Origin of the sequence: Phenylobacterium zucineum HLK1, from assembly GCF_000017265.1 — a bacterium.
Classification (GTDB): Bacteria; Pseudomonadota; Alphaproteobacteria; order Caulobacterales; family Caulobacteraceae; genus Phenylobacterium; species Phenylobacterium zucineum.
Genome location: NC_011144.1, coordinates 527045 through 543424 on the forward strand (window position 1 = coordinate 527045; position 16380 = coordinate 543424).

The 16380-nt window shown below is 72.2% G+C and carries 16 protein-coding genes; 10 read left to right on the forward strand and 6 right to left on the reverse strand.

From position 1 onward, the window contains the following. Positions 1-37 precede the first annotated feature (37 nt). From PHZ_RS02715 to purD, 7 genes are all read left to right on the forward strand, one after another. Positions 38-1471, forward strand: a complete 1434-nt coding sequence (locus PHZ_RS02715; RefSeq protein ID WP_012521064.1) for a sensor histidine kinase — start codon at positions 38-40, stop codon at positions 1469-1471. Between the two features lie 79 nt (positions 1472-1550). Next, positions 1551-2999, forward strand: coding sequence for a phosphate ABC transporter permease subunit PstC (gene pstC, locus PHZ_RS02720; RefSeq protein ID WP_012521065.1), 1449 nt, complete (start codon positions 1551-1553; stop codon positions 2997-2999). After that, entirely contained in the window at positions 2992-4293 is a 1302-nt protein-coding gene (gene pstA / locus PHZ_RS02725; protein ID WP_012521066.1) for a phosphate ABC transporter permease PstA, read from the forward strand. The genes pstC and pstA overlap by 8 nt, the downstream gene beginning before the upstream one ends. Before the next feature lie 34 nt (positions 4294-4327). Further along, a complete protein-coding gene (pstB, locus tag PHZ_RS02730) occupies positions 4328-5173 on the forward strand; it encodes a phosphate ABC transporter ATP-binding protein PstB (protein ID WP_041373825.1) in 846 nt (281 codons plus the stop codon). A 10-nt stretch (positions 5174-5183) separates the two neighbouring features. Beyond that, positions 5184-5879: a phosphate signaling complex protein PhoU gene (phoU, locus tag PHZ_RS02735; RefSeq protein WP_012521068.1), complete on the forward strand. Its 696-nt coding sequence runs from the start codon at positions 5184-5186 to the stop codon at positions 5877-5879. 13 nt (positions 5880-5892) lie between these two features. After that, positions 5893-6585, forward strand: coding sequence for a phosphate regulon transcriptional regulator PhoB (gene phoB, locus PHZ_RS02740; RefSeq protein WP_012521069.1), 693 nt, complete (start codon positions 5893-5895; stop codon positions 6583-6585). Between the two features lie 41 nt (positions 6586-6626). Further along, the gene (gene purD / locus PHZ_RS02745) at positions 6627-7898 is read left to right on the forward strand and encodes a phosphoribosylamine--glycine ligase (RefSeq protein WP_012521070.1); all 1272 of its coding nucleotides are present in this window, start codon (positions 6627-6629) and stop codon (positions 7896-7898) included. Here the strand turns inward: purD and PHZ_RS02750 are convergent. Beyond that, positions 7895-8341 carry an SRPBCC family protein gene (locus PHZ_RS02750; protein WP_012521071.1) on the reverse strand — a complete coding sequence of 149 codons (447 nt, stop codon included), beginning with the start codon at positions 8339-8341 and terminating at the stop codon, positions 7895-7897. The genes purD and PHZ_RS02750 overlap by 4 nt on opposite strands. A 116-nt stretch (positions 8342-8457) precedes the next feature. Here PHZ_RS02750 and PHZ_RS02755 point away from each other — a divergent pair, with 116 nt between their 5' ends. Beyond that, positions 8458-9540, forward strand: a complete 1083-nt coding sequence (locus PHZ_RS02755; protein WP_012521072.1) for a phosphotransferase family protein — start codon at positions 8458-8460, stop codon at positions 9538-9540. On the opposite strand, the gene lpxK is transcribed toward PHZ_RS02755, so the two are convergent. From lpxK to PHZ_RS02780, 5 genes are read right to left on the reverse strand one after another with little or no spacing between them, the layout of a single operon-like run. Next, positions 9537-10523 (reverse strand): tetraacyldisaccharide 4'-kinase, encoded by a 987-nt coding sequence (gene lpxK, locus PHZ_RS02760; protein WP_012521073.1) that lies wholly within the window; start codon positions 10521-10523, stop codon positions 9537-9539. The two genes, PHZ_RS02755 and lpxK, sit on opposite strands and share 4 nt — an antisense overlap. After that, positions 10520-11782, reverse strand: coding sequence for a 3-deoxy-D-manno-octulosonic acid transferase (locus PHZ_RS02765; RefSeq protein ID WP_012521074.1), 1263 nt, complete (start codon positions 11780-11782; stop codon positions 10520-10522). The genes lpxK and PHZ_RS02765 overlap by 4 nt, the downstream gene beginning before the upstream one ends. After that, the gene (locus PHZ_RS02770; protein ID WP_012521075.1) at positions 11779-12759 is read right to left on the reverse strand and encodes a cation diffusion facilitator family transporter; all 981 of its coding nucleotides are present in this window, start codon (positions 12757-12759) and stop codon (positions 11779-11781) included. The genes PHZ_RS02765 and PHZ_RS02770 overlap by 4 nt, the downstream gene beginning before the upstream one ends. 32 nt (positions 12760-12791) lie before the next feature. After that, positions 12792-13508, reverse strand: coding sequence for a lysophospholipid acyltransferase family protein (locus PHZ_RS02775; protein WP_012521076.1), 717 nt, complete (start codon positions 13506-13508; stop codon positions 12792-12794). After that, positions 13505-15280, reverse strand: a complete 1776-nt coding sequence (locus PHZ_RS02780) for an ABC transporter ATP-binding protein (RefSeq protein ID WP_041373047.1) — start codon at positions 15278-15280, stop codon at positions 13505-13507. Before PHZ_RS02780 ends, PHZ_RS02775 begins: the two co-directional genes overlap by 4 nt. A gap of 105 nt (positions 15281-15385) precedes the next feature. Here PHZ_RS02780 and PHZ_RS02785 point away from each other — a divergent pair, with 105 nt between their 5' ends. Continuing rightward, entirely contained in the window at positions 15386-16069 is a 684-nt protein-coding gene (locus tag PHZ_RS02785) for a fused DSP-PTPase phosphatase/NAD kinase-like protein (RefSeq protein WP_012521078.1), read from the forward strand. A 58-nt stretch (positions 16070-16127) separates the two neighbouring features. Then, the gene (locus tag PHZ_RS02790) at positions 16128-16355 is read left to right on the forward strand and encodes a hypothetical protein (RefSeq protein WP_148216773.1); all 228 of its coding nucleotides are present in this window, start codon (positions 16128-16130) and stop codon (positions 16353-16355) included. Positions 16356-16380: the final 25 nt, after the last annotated feature.

A 16380-nucleotide genomic window follows, 5' to 3' on the forward strand; every position in this document is an offset into this window, starting at 1 on the left:
TTGCGGATGCTGAAGAGTCCTTCCACGGAGATTCGCCTTGCCGCTTCTGCAGCCGCCTTCGCCGCTGGCGCCGCCGCGCAGGCGCGAAAGCCCCTTCTGGCCCATCGTGGCGGCCGGGGCGGCGGGGCTCGTGGCGATCGGCGCCCTGGCGGCCCTGCAGCGGGTCGACGCCGCGGGCGCCGTCGCGGCGCTGATCTTCGTGGCGGCCGCCACCGCGCTGGTGCTGATCCAGGCCGACCGCCGGGCCGAAGCCGACGCCGAGGCCCTGGCTCCCGAGCGCGACCGGGCCTCGGGCGAGGCGCCGCCGTACGCCGCGCTCATCAACGCCCTGCCGGATCCCATCCTGGTGGTCTCGGCGGCCGAGCCCGACGACCTGACCGGTCGCCGGTACGTCTTCGCCAACAGCGCCGCGCGCACCCTGTTCCGCATCGAGCGGAGCGAGGGCGTGCTGGTCAGCGTGTTGCGCGATCCCCAGCTGCTGGAGACGGTGGACGAGGCGCTGTTCGCCGCCCGCGACGGCGAGTCGGTCTACGAGACGGGCGGCGTCCAGTCGCGCGTGCTCCGCGCCATCGTCCGCCCCATGGGCCTGTCGCTGGACGGCTCGCACCTGGCGCTGGTGTCGTTCCGGGACGAGACCGAGCTGCGGCAGGTGGAGCGGACCCGGGCCGATTTCCTGGCCAACGCCAGCCACGAGCTGCGCACGCCCCTGGCGTCCCTCTCGGGGTTCATCGAGACCCTCCGCGGCCACGCCCGCAGCGACCCGGGGGCGCAGGAGCGGTTCCTGACCATCATGCAGGCCCAGGCCGAGCGGATGCGCCGGCTGATCGACGACCTGATGTCGCTGAGCCGCATCGAGCTGAACGAGCATATCGCCCCGAGCCAGGCCGTGGAGCTGGCGGACGCCGTCGCCGACGTGATGGACGCCGTCGGGCCCATCGCCCGTGAGAAGGGCGTGAAGCTGGAGGTTTCGGGCCCGCCCGCGGACGCCGCGCCGGTCACGGGCGACCGTGACCAGATCGTCCAGGTGATCCAGAACCTCGTGGACAACGCCCTGAAATACTCCGCGCCGGGCGGGACGGTGCGCGTGGCCATCGAGGCCGGCCGGACCGCCGAGGCCGCCGCCGCCGGCGTGCGTCCCGAGGCCTCGCGCCTGTCGCTGCTGACGCCCGACCACACCGGCGAGACCTACGGCGTCGTCCGCGTGACCGACCAGGGCCCGGGAATCGCGCGCGAGCACCTGCCGCGCCTCACCGAGCGGTTCTACCGGGTCGAGGGGCAGAAGAGCGGCGAGCGTCTCGGGACCGGCCTTGGTCTCGCGATCGTGAAGCACATCGTCAACCGGCACCGGGGCGGCTTGGCGGTGGAAAGCGCCCTCGGCGCGGGCACGACGTTCACCGCCTATCTGCCGGAACGGGTCGCCGCGGCGGCGCCCGCGGCCGGGGACCGTCGTGAAACTGTCATCAAAATGTAGCAATGGGGCAGCGCGGCGCGGGCAGTCTCGCCCACGCTGAACCGGCAAGCGCCGTGGCGCGGCTTTGTAAGAGCGATCCATGATCACCTGGGCCGTCCTGGCGGCGCTCGTCCTGTTCTCGGCCGTCACCTACGTGCTCGGCCGCCGCAAGCTCACCGCCCAAGCCGCTGGCCAGGGTCCGGGCGCGCGGGCGCATTCCCGGCCGGGCTACCACGGCGCCTACGTCATGCTGTGGGTCGCCGCCCCGGCTGCGGCGGTGCTGCTGCTGCACGCCGCCTTCGGACCGCGGGTCTCCGCCGCCATGGTCGAGGCCGAGGCTCCCGCCGCCGTGCAGGCGCTGGAGCCCCAGGCGCGGGCGGTGTTCTTCCACGACGCCCTGGCGATCGGGCGCGGCTACGCCCCCAGCGAGACCCTCTATGCGCCCGACGTGCGCGAGGCGCTCGAGGCCGAGGCGCGCGAGGCCGCCCGGACCGACATGACCCTGCGCGGCGCGGCCGTGGGCCTGGCCCTGATCCTCGCCGTCGGCGGCTTCCTCTTCGCCTACCGCCGCGTGCGGCCCGAGTTCCGGGCCCGCGAGCGGGTGGAGGGCTGGACCTCGGCCCTGCTGGTGGCCTGCTCGGTGGCCGCCGTCCTGACGACCGTGGGCATCGTCGCGTCGCTGGCGTTCGAGAGCGTCCGCTTCTTCCAGGCCGTGCCGCCGCTGCAGTTCCTGTTCGGGACCGAGTGGGATCCGCAGATCGCCATGCGCTCGGACCAGTACGCCACGTCCGGGGCGTTTGGCGCGGTGCCGCTGTTCGTGGGCACCTTCCTGATCATGATCATCGCCATGACCGTGGCCGCGCCGATCGGCCTGCTCTCGGCGATCTACCTGGCGGAATACGCGAGCCGGCCCACCCGGGCGATCGTCAAGCCGATGCTGGAGATCCTCGCGGGCGTGCCCACGGTGGTCTACGGCTTCTTCGCGGCGCTGACGGTCGGGCCCCTGTTCCGCGGCTTCTTCAACGGCCTGGGCGCGCAGCTCGTGGGCGGGCCGCTGCACGACCTCGGCGTCTATCTCACCCAGGTGCAGAACCAGATGGCGCTGGTGGCCGGCGCGGTCATGGGGATCATGCTGATCCCCTTCGTCTCCTCGCTCTCGGACGACATCATCAACGCCGTGCCCCAGTCGCTGCGCGACGGCAGCCTGGCCATGGGGGCGACCCCGTCCGAGACGATCAAGAAGGTGGTCATGCCGGCCGCCCTGCCGGGCATCATGGGCGCCCTGCTGCTGGCGGTCTCGCGGGCCATCGGCGAGACGATGATCGTGACCATGGCCGCGGGGCTCCAGGCCCGGATGACCCTGAACCCGCTCGACACGGTCACGACGGTCACGGTGCAGATCGTCACCCTGCTCACGGGCGACCAGGAATTCGACAGCCCCAAGACGCTGTCGGCCTTCGGCCTCGGCCTGACGCTCTTCGTCATCACGCTGATCCTGAACGTCATCGCGCTCCGGATCGTGCAGAGGTACCGGGAACAGTATGACTGACGCGGCCCTTCCGAAGGCGGGTCCGACGCCCGCCGACCTGCGCGCGGCGGTGGCCGCCCGGCTGAAGGCCAGGCGGGCCCGCGAGGCGCGCTTCCGCTGGTACGGACGCCTGGCGATCATCGCGGCGCTGTCGTTCCTGGCCGTGCTGCTGGGCCGGATCGTGACCCAGGGCTACACGGCCTTCCTCGACTACCGGATCAGCGTGCCGGTCTATGTGGACCCCGCCCGGGTGGACCCCGCCGATCCGATGGGCGCCAACTATGACCTGCTGGTGGCCGACGCCGTGCTGGCCAGGCTGGGCGAGCAGGACGATGCGCGCGGCACGCTGTCGGGCAAGGCGATGCAGCTGCTGTCCACCGACCTGGGCTTCCAGCTGCTGGACAAGGTCCGGGCCGATCCCGGGGTCGTGGGCCAGACGGTGACCGTCGAGGGCTCCGTCCGCGCCGATGCGGGGCTCTACTACAAGGGCGCGGTCGACGCCGAGCTGGCCCAGGAAGATCGCAAGCTGGACGACCAGCAGATCGCCTGGCTCGACCGGCTGCAGGACCAGGGCCTGGTCTCCTCGGGCTTCAACACCGGCTTCCTGACCCGCTCGGACTCCACCGAGCCCGAACAGGCCGGCGTCCTCGGCGCCGTGGTCGGCTCGGCCATGATGCTGCTGGTCACCGCCCTGCTGTCGGTGCCGATCGGCGTGCTGGCGGCGGTCTATCTCGAGGAATTCTCGCCCAAGAACCGCTGGACCAGCGTCATCGAGGTGAACATCAACAACCTCGCCGCGGTCCCGTCGATCGTCTACGGCCTGCTCGGCCTGGCGGTATTCATCAACTGGCTGGCGGTCCCGCGCTCCTCGCCGCTGGTCGGCGGGCTGGTGCTCGCTTTGATGAGCCTGCCGACGGTGATCATCGCGACCCGCTCGGCGCTGAAGGCGGTGCCGCCCTCGATCCGCGAGGCGGCCCTGGGGGTCGGCGCATCCAAGACCCAGACGGTGTTCCACCACGTCCTGCCGCTGGCCATGCCCGGGGTGATGACCGGCTCGATCCTGTCGCTGGCCCACGCCCTGGGCGAGACCGCGCCGCTGCTGATGGTGGGCATGGTCTCGTTCGTGCCCGGCGTGCCGGCCGGCTTCACCGACGCGGCCACCGTGCTGCCGGTGCAGGTGTTCATCTGGGAGAACGCGTCCGAGCGCGCGTTCCACGAACGGACGGCGGCGGCGATCATCGTCCTGCTCGTCTTCATGATCGTCATGAACCTCGTCGCCATCGTGCTGCGGCGCCGGTTCGAGCGGCGCTGGTGACATGATCCGGCAGCGTCCCATCGAGAGGCCCCCCATGCTTTCCAAGCCCGACGAGCCGCAGGCCGCCAACGCCGGCCCGGTGCACATCGAGCTGCGGCCCCAGGCCCAGCACGCCGTCGACGCCCCCGCCAAGCTGCGGGCCCGCGACGTCAGCGTCTTCTACGGCGACAAGCAGGCGCTGTTCGACGTCTCGCTCGACGTCCCCGAGCGGGCCGTGACCGCCCTGATCGGCCCGTCCGGCTGCGGCAAGTCGACCTTCCTGCGCTGCATCAACCGGATGAACGACACCATCCCGACGGCGAAGGTCTCGGGCCGGATCGAGCTGGACGGCGAGGACGTCAACGACCGCAGCATCGACCCCGTCCTGCTGCGCGCCCGCGTCGGCATGGTCTTCCAGAAGCCGAACCCCTTCCCGAAGAGCATCTTCGAGAACGTGGCCTACGGGCCGCGCATCCACGGCATCGCCACGGGCAAGCGCGAGCTGGAGCACGTGGTCGAGACCTCGCTGAAGCGGGCCGGGCTCTGGAACGAGGTCGCCGACCGGCTGCACCAGCCGGGCACCAGCCTCTCGGGCGGCCAGCAGCAGCGCCTGGTGATCGCCCGCGCCATCGCCGTGAACCCCGAGGTGATCCTCATGGACGAGCCCTGCTCGGCGCTCGACCCCATCGCCACGGCGCGGGTCGAGGAGCTGATCGACGAGCTGCGCGAGGAGTACTGCATCGTCATCGTGACCCACTCGATGGCCCAGGCCGCGCGGGTCTCGCAGAAGACCGCCTTCTTCCACCTGGGCAAGCTGATCGAAGCCGGGAACACCGACGAGATCTTCACCAACCCGCGGGACTCCCGCACCCAGGACTACATCACCGGCCGGTTCGGCTGAGGGCCATCCCATGAACGAACACATCGTCAAGTCGTACGAGGAAGAGCTCAACGCCCTCACCGCCGAGACCACGCGGATGGGCGGACTGGCCGAGGCGGCCGTCGCCGACTGCCTGCTGGCGGTGGTCAAGCGCGACCAGGAGCTGGCCACCGCGGTCGTCGCGCGGGACGAGCGGCTGGACGTGGCCGAGCGCGACATCGAGCGGCGGGCGATCCGCCTGATCGCCCTGCGCCAGCCCATGGCCAACGACCTGCGCAAGACGGTCGCGGCGATGAAGATCGCCAACAACCTCGAGCGCATCGGCGACCTGGCCAAGAACATCGCCAAGCGCACCCTGGTGATCATCGAGGAGGAGCCGATGACCCCGCTCACCCGCTCGATCGAGCGGATGGGCAAGCTGGTGCTGAACCGGCTCACCTCGGTCCTCGACGCCTACAGCCGCTCGGACATGGAGCGGGCCATGGCCGTCTGGTCCCAGGACGACGAGGTGGACGAGCACTACAACAGCCTCTTCCGCGAGCTGCTGACCTACATGATGGGCGATCCGCGGACGATCACCGCCTGCACGCACATGCTGTTCGCGGCCAAGAACCTCGAGCGGATCGGCGACCACGCCACCAACATCGCCGAGCTCATCCACTACGAGATCACGGGCGAGGAGATGATCTCCCAGGCCCGGCCGAAGACCGATCCACTGGAAGCCTGACGGGGGCCGCTAAGTGACGACGCCACGCATACTGATCGTCGAGGACGAGGACTCGCTCGCGACGCTGCTTCAGTACAACCTCGAGAAGGAGGGCTACGAGGTCGCCGCCGCCGGCGACGGCGAGGAGGCCCTGCTGCAGGTGCAGGAGCGCCTGCCCGACCTCATCGTGCTGGACTGGATGCTGCCCAAGGTGTCGGGCATCGAGGTGTGCCGGCGGCTGCGTCAGCGTCCCGAGAGCCGCAACGTGCCGATCATCATGCTGACGGCGCGGGGCGAGGAGACCGACCGCATCCGCGGCCTGGACACCGGCGCCGACGACTATGTGGTCAAGCCCTTCGCCATGAGCGAGCTGGCGGCCCGCATCCGCGCGGTGCTGCGCCGGCTGCGCCCGGGCCTGGCCGAGGACCGCGTCCGCTGCGGCGACATCATCATCGACCGGGTCGCCCACCGCGTGAAGCGGAACGGCGCGGAGGTGCACCTGGGCCCCACCGAGTTCCGGCTGCTGGACCACTTCATGCAGCATCCCGGGCGGGTGTTCTCGCGCGAGCAGCTGCTGGACGCCGTCTGGGGGTCGGACGTCTATGTCGAGGCCCGGACCGTCGACGTGCACATCGGGCGCCTGCGCAAGGCCCTGAACGCGGCGGACGCGGGCGACCCGATCCGCACGGTCCGCTCGGCCGGCTACTCGCTGGACGTCGACGCCTGAGCGCTTGACCGGAGGGCGGCGGACCGCCAAAGCCGCCGTCCATGAACATCCTGCTGGTTGGCTCGGGCGGCCGCGAACACGCGCTCGCCTGGAAGATCGCGGCCTCGCCGCTGGTGAAGCGCCTGGTGGCCGCGCCGGGCAATCCCGGCATGGCCGAGCAGTGCGAGCTGCGCGCCGTGGGGCCCACCGACGTGCCGGCCCTGGTGGCGCTGGCCAAGGAGATCGCCGCCGACCTCGTGGTGATCGGCCCGGAATCGTCCGTGGATGCGGGCCTCGCCGACCAGCTGCAGGCCGAGGGGATCCCCTGCTTCGGTCCGACGGCGGGCGCGGGGCAGCTGGAGTCCTCCAAGGCCTTCACCAAGGCCTTCGCCGACCGCTACGGCCTGCCCACCGCCGCCTACCGCGTCTGCGAGAGCGCCGAGGCGGCCCGCGCGGCGCTGGAGCTGTTCGAGCCGCCCTATGTGATCAAGGCCGACGGCCTGGCGGCCGGCAAGGGCGTCACCGTGGCCCAGGACCGCGGCGAGGCCGAGGCCGCCATCGACGACGCCTTCGGCGGCCGCTTCGGCGCGGCCGGAGCCCGCGTGGTGGTCGAGGAGTTCCTGGAGGGCGAGATCGGCTCGCTGTTCGCCCTGTGCGACGGCGAAGCCTCCATGCTGTTCGGCTGGGCCCAGGACCACAAGCGCGTCTTCGACGGCGAGCAGGGACCGAACACGGGCGGGATGGGCACCTATTCCCCTGCGCCGGTCTTCACGCCCGAGCTGGTGGAGCAGGTCCGCACGCGGCTGGTGGAGCCCGCTTTCGCCGGCATCGCCGCCGACGGCTCGCCCTACCGCGGGGTGCTGTTCGTCGAGCTGATGGCCACGAAGCACGGGCCCAAGCTGGTGGAGTTCAACGTCCGCTTCGGCGATCCCGAGTGCCAGGTGCTGATGCTGCGGCTGGAGAGCGACCTCGTGCCGTACCTGGTCGCCTGCGCGAACGGGACGCTCGGGGACATGCCCCCGCCCGTCTGGCGCGACGAGGCGGCGGTCTGCGTGGTCATCGCGGCCAAGGGCTATCCGGGCACGCCCGCCGCCGGCGGCGAGATCCGTGGGCTCGACCAGGACCTCGGCGACGACGTGGTGGTCTTCCATGCGGGGACGAAGCGCGACGCCGACGGAACGCTGCGGGCGGCCGGCGGCCGCGTGCTCAACGTCTGCGCGCGGGGGGCGGACCTGCGGACGGCGCGCGACCGCGCCTATGCGGCCATCGAGCGGATCGAGTTCGCCGACGGCTTCTGCCGCAGCGACATCGGCTGGCGCGCCCTGGGCCGCTAGCCTTCCGCCAGCGTCTTCAGGGCCGGCAGCGCCTCGTTGGCCCAGGCCTCGCCGATCGCCAGCATGGCGAGCTCGACCTCGGCGGGCTCCAGCTCGGCCTCGAAGGCATCCCAGCCCGAGTGCGTCAGCCGCACATGGACCCCGCCCGGGATGGGCGTCAGGGCGATGGCGACGTCGGTGGGCGGCCGGCCAGGGTAGGTCCAGCTGAAGCGCAGCCGCCGCCGCGGGTCCAGCACCTCGAGCCGGCAGGGGATGGCGTCGGTCAGGTCGCCGGCCTCCCGCCGCCGCCGGCTGGGCTGCATGACGAAGGTGTGGCCGACCCGCGGCCGGAAGCCGAAGCCACCCATCCAGCGCCAGACCAGGGCGGTGTCGGTCATCACCCGCCAGACCGCCTCGGGGCTCGCCGCGATCTCGATGACGGTCTCGATGTCGTCGCTGTCCATGCGCCGGCCTGCCAAGCCGCTTCCTGACCTCAGGTCAAGCCCGCCCATCTCGCCTTGCCCCGCCGCCGCCGCCCTCGCTAAATAGGGTTCAAACAACTGTACGAAGGGGAAGCGCCATGGCCGTCACCGCCGACGTCGCCGCCGAGCAGGAGCGGGAGAAGGCCAACACCGGCACCGAGGCCGTCCCCGAGGCCCAGCGCTTCGACCAGGCTTCGCTGGAGCGCTGGCTGGAGGCCAACGTCGAGGGCTACGCCGGCCCGCTGGAGGTCCGCAAGTTCAAGGGCGGCCAGTCGAATCCGACCTATCAGCTCATCACGCCCTCACAGAAGTACGTCCTGCGCCGCAAGCCGCCGGGCAAGCTGCTGCCCTCGGCCCACGCCGTGGACCGGGAGTACCGGGTGATCTCGGCGCTGTACCCGACGGGCTTCCCGGTCGCGCGCACCTACGGCCTGTGCCAGGACGATTCCGTCATCGGCACCTGGTTCTACGTGATGGATTGCGTCGAGGGACGGGTGCTCTGGGACCAGACCCTGCCGGCCTATTCCCCGGCCGAGCGCACCGCCATCTTCCGCGCCAAGATCAAGACCCTCGCCGACCTGCACAACACCGACTACGTCAAGATCGGCCTGGAGAACTACGGCAAGCCCGGCAACTACATGGCCCGGCAGGTCGACCGCTGGACCAAGCAGTACAAGGCCTCGGAGGACCGCCACATCGAGGAGATGGAGCGGCTGATCGAGTGGCTGCCGCGCACTGTGCCGAACCAGGAGCGGACCTCGATCGTCCACGGCGACTACCGCCTCGACAACATGATCTTCCATCCGACCGAGCCGCGCGTGGCGGCGGTGCTGGACTGGGAGCTGTCGACCCTGGGCGAGCCGCTGGCCGACTTCACCTACCTGCTGATGAACTGGGTGAACGGCACGATCTCGCAGCTGCCCGACCTGAAGGCGCACGGCATCCCGACCATCGAGGAGGCGGTGGACTACTACTGCGAGCTGACCGGCCGCGACGGCCTGCCCGACCTCAACTGGTTCTTCTCGTACAACACCTTCCGTCTGGCCGGCATCGTCCAGGGCATCCTCGGGCGGGTGCGCGACGGCACCGCCAACCACCCGGACGCGGCCAGCATGGGCCCGCGGGTCCTGGCGCTGGCCCAGACCAGCTGGGAGTTCGCGAAGAAGGCCGGCGCCGGCTAGAGGCCGCCCACCACGGCGTCCAAGGCCGCCTCGTCCTGGAAGACGGCCCGGACCGGCCAGGGCCGCACCCGCTCGCGCCAGGCGGGGGGCAGGCGGATCCAGTCCTTCTCGGTGGTGAGGAGGCCGGCGCCGTCCTGGGCCGCGCGATCCGCCAGCAGGGCGAGCGCAGCGGCGTCGTAGGCGTAGTGGTCCGGGAAGGGGGCGAACTCCACCAGCTCGCAGCCGGCCGCCTTCAGGGCGCGCTCGAACTTCCACGGCTTGCCGATGCCGGCGAAGGCGACCTGCGGTCCGACCGGCGGCGGCCCCTCGGGCTCGAGCCGGGCGATCAGCACCGGGACCTTCGACAGCACGCGGACCAGCTCGGGATCGGGCGCCGCGAGATCGGCGGGCAGCAGGATGACCGCGGCGTCCGCCCGCGCCAGCCCCGCCGCGAGCGGCTCGCGCATGGGCCCGGCGGGAAACACCCGCCCGTCCCCGAAGGGCCACTCGCCGTTCCGCGTCTCGCCGTCCACGACCACCAGCGACAGGGCCTTCTTCACGGAGGGGTTCTGGTGGCCGTCGTCCATCACCACCACGCGGGCGCCCGCGGCGGCCGCGGCCCGCGCGCCGGCCAGACGGTCGCGGGAGACCCAGACGGGCAGGTCGCGGGCCAGCATCAGGGGCTCGTCGCCCACCTCGCCGCTGGCGTGGACGGCGGGATCGACCCGCACCGGACCCGCCAGCGAGCCGCCGTAGCCGCGCGACAGGACGTGTCCGCCGAGCCGGCGGGCGATCTCGCGCACGACCGGGGTCTTGCCCGCGCCGCCCATGGTCAGGTTGCCCACGCAGATCACCGGCGCGCCCGCGTCCAGCGGCCGGGCGCGGGCGATCCGCCGGGCCGTCACGCCGGCCCAGGCCCAGGACAGCGGCGTGAGCAGCGCCCGGGTCATCGGCATGGAGCGCCGGTCGCGCTCGTACCACCAGCGGGGGGTCGCCAGTTTCATGCGGGCAGCAGGGGATCGAGGACGGCGAAGGCGGCGTCGAGCTGGGCGCCCTGCCGCTCGGCGTAGGCGAGGGCGGCCCGTCCCAGGGCTTCGCGGGTCGGGGTCTCGCGGGTCGGGGCGGCGCCCAGCAGGCGGCGGAGCTCGGCCTGAAGGGCGTCCGGGCCGGTCAGGACGATGGCCGCGCCGGCGTCCGACATCTCGGCGTAGAGGTCGGCGGCGTTGAACACGTGCGGCCCGGTGAGGATCGCGCAGCCCAGGCGGGCGGGCTCCAGCGGATTGTGCCCGCCGATTCCCGGCCGGAAGCTGCCGCCCATCACCACCACATCGGCCAGGCGGAAGAAGAGGCCGAGTTCGCCCAGGGTGTCGGCCACGTAGAGCGCGTCGTCCGGCTTCGGAAGCTCGCCCGCCCCGCGGCGCGGCGCGGCGAGTTCGGCCGCCAGGGCGCCGCCCCGCTCGGGATGGCGCGGGGCGATGATCGTCAGGGCGTCGGGCGCGGCGGCGCGGACGGCCGCGGCGAGGATCGGCTCCTCGCCCGGATGGGTGCTGGCCGCCAGGACCACCGGGCGTCCGGCGAGGAGCCCCCGCAGGCGCTCCAGCTCGGCCGCGTCGCAGGGCAGGGGATCGCCTGCGCGCTTCAGGTTCAGGTGCGGGCCGGTCCGGGCCCCGAGGCGGGCGAGGCGAGCGGCGGTGGCGTCGTCCTGCGGCAGGACGGCGTCGAAGGCGCCGAGCAGCGCCCGCGCCGAGGCGGGGGCGCGGGCCCAGCCGGCGGCGCTGGCCTCGGTCATCCGCGCCGAGGCGAGGGCGAGGCGCACGCCGCGCTCCTTCGCCGCCAGGATCAGGTTCGGCCACAGCTCGCTCTCGACCAGCACGGCGAGGCCCGGACGCCAGTGATCGAGGAAGCGGGCGACCGCGCCCGGAGCGTCGACGGGGGCGAACTGGTGGATCACGCCCGGGGGCAGGCGCCGCGCCAGCACCTGGGCCGAGGTGACCGTGCCCGAGGTGACGAGGACGGTGAGATCCGGCCGCCGCCGCCTCAGCGCCGCGACCAGCGGCAGCAGCGAGGCGCTCTCGCCCACGCTGACGCCGTGCAGCCACACGAGCGGACCCGGGGGACGGGGAGCCGCCGCCCGGCCGAGGCGCTCGGCGAGCCGGGCGGGGTCTTCCTTGCCGCGCCGGGCGCGGGCCTGCAGGACCTGCGGCGCCAGCGGCTCGAGCAGGCGGGTCGCCGCGCCGTAGAGCGCGAGGGGGAGGGGTTTCACACCACCTCGGCGGGGGCCAGCCGGCAGGCGTGAGCGCCGTCGGTCTCCACCTGCAGGGTGGCGTGGCCGATGCGGAAGCGGCGCTCCAGGCCCTCGCAGGCGTCGTGCAGGAAGCGGTCCGGATCGGCGTTGCCCGGCCGCAGGACGTGGGCGGTGAGGGCGGTCTCGGTGGTGCTCATGGCCCAGATGTGCAGGTCGTGGACGCCCTCGACGCCGGGCAGGGCCTCCAGCCAGCGGCGGACCTCGTCCACGTTGATGCCCCGGGGGGCGGCGTCCAGCGCCAGGTCCATGGAATCGCGCAGGAGGCCCCAGGTGCCCAGGACAATCACCGCCGCGATGGTCAGGCCGAGCAGCGGGTCGATCCAGAGCAGGCCGGTGCGGGCCATGGCGAAGGCCCCGACCACCACGGCCAGCGACACGGCGGCGTCGGCCGCCATGTGCAGGAAGGCGCCGCGGACGTTCAGGTCGTCGTGGCTGCCCCGCAGGAAGAGCGCCGCGGTGACCCCGTTGATCAACACCCCCAGGCCAGCGACCAGCATGACGATGTCGGAATCCACCCCGGCCGGCTCGCGCAGCCTGTGCGCCGCCTCGGAGACAATGGCGCCGACCGCCACCAGGAGCAGCACGGCGTTGGCGAGGGACGCGAGGATGGTCGCCTTGCGCAGGCCGTAGGTGCGTCGGCCCGAGGGCGCGCGCTTGGCCAGCACCGCGGCGCCCCAGGCCAGCAGCAGGGACAGGACGTCGGAAAGATTGTGGCCCGCGTCGGCCAGGAGGGCCAGCGAGCCCGTCCAGAGCCCCGCGGCCACCTCGGCGGCGACAAAGCCGGTGTTGAGGACCACGCCGATCGCGAAGGCCCAGCCCATGTCCTTGGGCGCGTGGTGATGATGGTGGCCGTGGCCGTGCGAATGGCCGTGACCGTGAGCGTGGTCATGCCCATGGTCGTCATGGTGGTCGGAGTGCGCGTGGGCCTTGGCCATCGGAGCCTATGTCTCGCGAACCGGGCGAAGGATCAATGCGGCGCGGGCGCCCGCCCCACCAGGGCCTCGGCCCGGCGGGTGGCGGCGGACAGGCGCGCGGACCAGTTCTCGATCAGCGCGGCGATCTCGGCCTCGCCGGCGTCGGGGGGCACGTGCAGCGGCCCCTCCCAGACGACGGCGCCGCGGCCGAACGGGGCGGCGAACATCACCCTGTCCCAGGTGTCCTCGAGCTGCCAGGCGGGATTGGCGGCGATCCCCATCAGGAACACCGGCTGGCCCGAACGGCGGGCGATCTGCAGCGCGCCCGCCTGGATCACCTCGTTGGGGCCGCGCGGTCCGTCGGGCGTGACCACGAGGGCGCCGCCGCCCGCCACCCATGTCGTGGCCTCGCGGATGGCGGCGACGGCCTGCCGGGCCTTGGCCGAGTCGCCCTTCTTGGCCGAGGAGACCCGGATCGCGGGAAATCCCGACATCGACAGCGCCTGGGCGATGAATTCCCCGTCGGCCGAGGGGGAGACGAGGCAGCGGGTCCGCTTGCGCCACCACTGCGGCGCGGTGGCCAGGCACAGCGGGATGCGGCCGTGCCAGAAGAGGGCGATCGCCCCCGTCTCCTGGTCGGACAGCACCGGCTCGACGCAGGCGACGTTCTCGTGCCGCCAGCGCACGGTGCGCAGCACGATGCGCAGATAGGTCCCCAGCACCCAGCCGAGGAAGGCCTGGACGCCGTCGCTCCGGAGCAGCTTCTTCAAGCGGCGGGCTCCGCCTCCAGGTGCTGGCTGCGGGCCAGCCGGGCGTAGAGGCCGCGCTTCCTGACCAGGGCGTCGTGGTCGCCCGTCTCCACGATGCGGCCCTTGTCCACGACATAGATCCGGTCCGCGCCGCGCACGGTGGAGAGGCGGTGGGCGATCAGGATGGTGGTGCGGCCGGCCATCAGGCGCTTCAGCGCCTCCTGCACCTGGGCCTCGCTTTCGGTGTCGAGGGCGCTGGTGGCCTCGTCCAGCAGCAGGATCGGGGCGTCCTTCAGGAAGGCGCGGGCGATGGCGATGCGCTGGCGCTGGCCGCCCGACAGGCGCGCGCCGGCCTCGCCCACGTGGGTCTCGTAGCCTTCCGGGAGGGCCATGATGAAGTCGTGGGCAGCGGCGGCGCGGGCGGCGGCCTCGACCTCCTCCGCCGTGGCGCCCGGCCGGGCGTAGCAGATGTTGGCGCGGATCGAATCGTCGAACAGGAACGGCTCCTGGGTGACCAGGGCCACCTGGTCGCGCAGCGAGGCCAGGGTCACCTCGCGCAGGTCGTGGCCGTCGATCAGCACCCGCCCGGCGGTGGGGTCGTAGAAGCGCGGGATCAGGTTGAGGATGGTTGTCTTGCCCCCGCCCGACGGGCCGACCAGAGCCACGGTCTCGCCGCGACGGACCTCGAAGTCCACGCCGGACAGGGTGGGCGCGCCCTCGCGTCCGTAGCTGAAGCCGACGTTGTCGAAGCGGATGGTGGCCTCGCCCCGGGGCAGGGGCTTGGCGCCCGGCTTCTCCTGCACCTCGGGCTCGACGTCGAGGGCCGAGAACAGCCGCCGCGCGGCCGACATCCCCTCGGCGAAGACGGTCTGCAGGTTGGCGAGCTGGCGCAGCGACTGCGAGGCCACGCCAAGCGCGGCGATGAAGGCCACGAACGCGCCCACGGTCATGCCGCCCTGCTGCGCGCGCCAGCCGGCGTAGGCGATCACCGCGGCGGTGATCAGGGTCATGAGCAGCTCGGTGGTGGGCGCGGCCCGGGCGCGGGCGTTCGCGCCCTTGGTCAGGTGCCGCTGGCGGCGGCGGACGACCTCGGCGACGCGCGCCTCCTCGTAGGCCTCGCGGTTCTCGAGCTTGACCACCCGCACCCCGTCCAGGCTTTCCATGATGGCGGTCGAGAGGGCCGAGGTCTCGGCCATCGCGCCCTTGGCGGCCTTGGTGGTGCGCTTGGCGAAGCGGCGCATGATCCAGGTGGCGGCCGGCAGGGCCACCACCAGCAGGATCGACAGCGTACGGTCGTTGGAGACCATCACCGAGATGGCCCCGATCACGATCAGCAGGTGCTGGGTGTAGTTGATGACGCCCGCCGTCGCCGCCTCGCGGATCAGGCCGGCGTCGTAGAGCACCGAGGAGACGTAGGCGCCCGAGTGCTGGCTGCGCAGGTGCGACAGGTCGGCCCGAACCAGCTTGCCGAAGAGCTGCACCTGGATGTCGCCCACCACGGCGTTGCCGATGCGGTTCACGAGCGTGGCCTGCACCACCTGGGCGATCGCCCGGGCGATGGCGTAGGCGGCGATGGTCAGCGGCAGGGCGACGAGCGCGCCCGGCTTGTGGTTGACCATCAGGTCGTTGGTGGCCGGCTCCAGGATCTGGACCAGCATGGTGGTGAAGTACGCCGCGGCGATCCCGGCCACGAGGGCGCCGGCCCAGGCCATCCAGCGCGGGACGAGGTAGGCCCGCGCCACCCGCCCGATCAGGGCTCGGCCGGACAGCTCGGGGGCGCTGCGCTCGCTCATGGCGCGAGGCGTCGGACGTTGCGGAAGCGAAGTCAAGCGGCGGCAGGCCCCCTGCGACGCCCGGCCCGGCTTCCGGTTTGGCGGGGATCGCCCTACTTAGGCGCCATGACGGACGCGCCCGCCAAGGCTCCCTTCGACCTGTCGACGCCTCTCGGGCGGGCGAGGACCTATCTGGACTACCTCTGGAACGACCACGCCTACCTGCGGCTGGGCTTCTCCAACGCCCACTGGATCTCGGAGGAGCTGGTGCGGGCGAACCAGCCGTGGCCGCACCAGCTGGCCGCCTGGAAGGCGCGCGGGATCAAGACGATCATCAACCTGCGCGGCGGGTTCGACGCCAGCTTCCACGCGCTGGAAAAGGACGCCTGCCAGCGCCTGGGGCTGACGATGGTGGACTTCACCATCACCTCGCGCGAGGTGCCCAGCGTCCAGCGCGTGCTGGGCGCCAAGCGGCTGTTCGAGACCATCGAATATCCGGCCATGATGCACTGCAAGTCCGGCGCGGACCGGGCGGGCATCATGAGCGTGCTCTACATGCACTTCCGGAAGGGCAAGACCATCCGCGAGGCCATGGACCAGCTGCACCTGCGCTACCTGCACGTGAAGCAGGGCAAGACCGGCGTGCTGGACTACACCTTCGAGCGCTACCTCGAGGAGGGCGAGCCCGCCGGCATGAGCTTCCTCGAGTGGGTGCAGAGCCCGATGTACGATCCCGCCGGCATGAAGGCGACGTTCCGCGCCCAGATGCTGGGATCGCTGATCACCGAGCGCCTGCTCCGCCGCGAATAGCCGGCCCGTCCGCCCCCCGGGAGCTGTCGCCTTTGTGACAGACAACCGGGGCTGCGACATGCGAAGGTACGGTATGGACGACGGCCACACCCTCGCGGCGGAAGAATTCTGCACGCTGCTGTGCGTGCGCGCTGACGGCGTCTCGCCCTTCGTCGACCTCGCTCCATGGACCGGGCTGGAGCACGTGCGCAGGCGCGCGCAGCGGCTGCTGCGCGAGCATCTGAGCTGCGACGCCGTGGAAGTCTGGCGCGGCGGGACCCTGCTGGAGCGCATCGCGCGCGGTTGAGGGCGGCGGCCCGCTTCGGCGGGCC

Coding starts and splice junctions, on each gene's coding strand:
- PHZ_RS02790 (WP_148216773.1), top strand. CDS start 16,128: ATGCGAAGGTACGGTATGGACGACGGCCACACCCTCGCGGCGGAAGAA.
- pstC (WP_012521065.1), top strand. CDS start 1,551: ATGATCACCTGGGCCGTCCTGGCGGCGCTCGTCCTGTTCTCGGCCGTC.
- pstA (WP_012521066.1), top strand. CDS start 2,992: ATGACTGACGCGGCCCTTCCGAAGGCGGGTCCGACGCCCGCCGACCTG.
- PHZ_RS02780 (WP_041373047.1), bottom strand. CDS start 15,280: ATGAGCGAGCGCAGCGCCCCCGAGCTGTCCGGCCGAGCCCTGATCGGG.
- PHZ_RS02750 (WP_012521071.1), bottom strand. CDS start 8,341: ATGGACAGCGACGACATCGAGACCGTCATCGAGATCGCGGCGAGCCCC.
- PHZ_RS02755 (WP_012521072.1), top strand. CDS start 8,458: ATGGCCGTCACCGCCGACGTCGCCGCCGAGCAGGAGCGGGAGAAGGCC.
- purD (WP_012521070.1), top strand. CDS start 6,627: ATGAACATCCTGCTGGTTGGCTCGGGCGGCCGCGAACACGCGCTCGCC.
- lpxK (WP_012521073.1), bottom strand. CDS start 10,523: ATGAAACTGGCGACCCCCCGCTGGTGGTACGAGCGCGACCGGCGCTCC.
- PHZ_RS02770 (WP_012521075.1), bottom strand. CDS start 12,759: ATGGCCAAGGCCCACGCGCACTCCGACCACCATGACGACCATGGGCAT.
- pstB (WP_041373825.1), top strand. CDS start 4,328: ATGCTTTCCAAGCCCGACGAGCCGCAGGCCGCCAACGCCGGCCCGGTG.
- PHZ_RS02785 (WP_012521078.1), top strand. CDS start 15,386: ATGACGGACGCGCCCGCCAAGGCTCCCTTCGACCTGTCGACGCCTCTC.
- phoU (WP_012521068.1), top strand. CDS start 5,184: ATGAACGAACACATCGTCAAGTCGTACGAGGAAGAGCTCAACGCCCTC.